Below are 1,029 nucleotides of genomic sequence, written 5' to 3'. Positions count from 1 at the left end.
CCATTTGGGGGTAACCTCAACTCTATCACTCTAATTTTTGTTTTCTATATTTACTCACTCTAATTTTAATGTTCTTATGAAACGAAATTTATCTCTCACATTAGTGGCAGCTGCTATGCTAGTGGCAAGCAATAATACTTTTGCTAATACGGGGTCAACAACGAGTTCAACTACTTTAGAAACAATTAAAGTAACTGGTACTCAACCGTCAACAGTAACAACCATTAGCACAACTACAGAAACCTTAGGTAATTTAAAATCATTCTTTGGTAATGATTTAACGGTTTCAATTACTAAATCTCAACGTCAGCGTGATGGTGAAGCATCAATTAACATTAGAGGTTTACAAGGAAACCGTGTTGCTTTAACTCTTGACGGGGTTTCTTTAGGTGAAGGACTTGAATCTCGTTTCTGGTCTGCTAAAGTAAAAGCAATTAGCTTTGGTCGTGGGGCGTTTATCGAAACTACTGGTTTAAAATCTGCAGTAGTTGATTTTGGTGGTAACAACCGTGGATCTTTAGGAGCTTCAGTTGATTTTAGAACTTTAGATCCGGAAGATATCCTTGCGGGACGTAGTTTAGGTGGTTATGTTTACACTAAATATGATTCAGCTGATTCGTCATTTACAAACTCTGCAGCTTACGCTTGGAAGCTTGGTGCTTACCAAGGTTATGTACTAGGTACTTACCGTACTGGACATGAATTAAAAAATAACGCTTCAACTTTAGGCGCAAGTACAGGTTCAGGTCGTCTAAGACCAAATCCACAAGATACTTCACGTTACTATTTACTAACTAAACATTTCTACCAAATCAACGAAGAGAATAAAGTTGGTTTTACATTAGAATGGTTACGTGACAAAACTTACACAGATTGGTTAACTTCGGTTGGTTTTAATACCGTACGTGGTACAACTTCATATACAGGTTATGAGTTTACAAATGACCGTAATAGTCGTGTACGTGTAAGCTTTATGCACGAGTATACTTCGGATAACTTCTTAGTTAATACCTATTTTCCCGTTTTCTT

At 36.8% G+C, this 1,029-nt stretch carries 1 protein-coding gene; it reads left to right on the top strand.

Annotation, left to right across the window (positions count from 1 at the left end):
* Positions 1 to 76: 76 nt before the first annotated feature.
* A partial coding sequence (locus tag CKF54_RS08040) for a TonB-dependent receptor plug domain-containing protein (RefSeq protein WP_222987614.1) occupies positions 77 to 1,029 on the top strand: 953 nt, incomplete at its 3' end.

The organism is Psittacicella hinzii, from assembly GCF_003585885.1.
Classification (GTDB): Bacteria; Pseudomonadota; Gammaproteobacteria; order Enterobacterales; family Psittacicellaceae; genus Psittacicella.
Note: the sequence above shows the minus strand (reverse complement) of the source record. Positions and strands in the feature narration are given on the sequence as shown.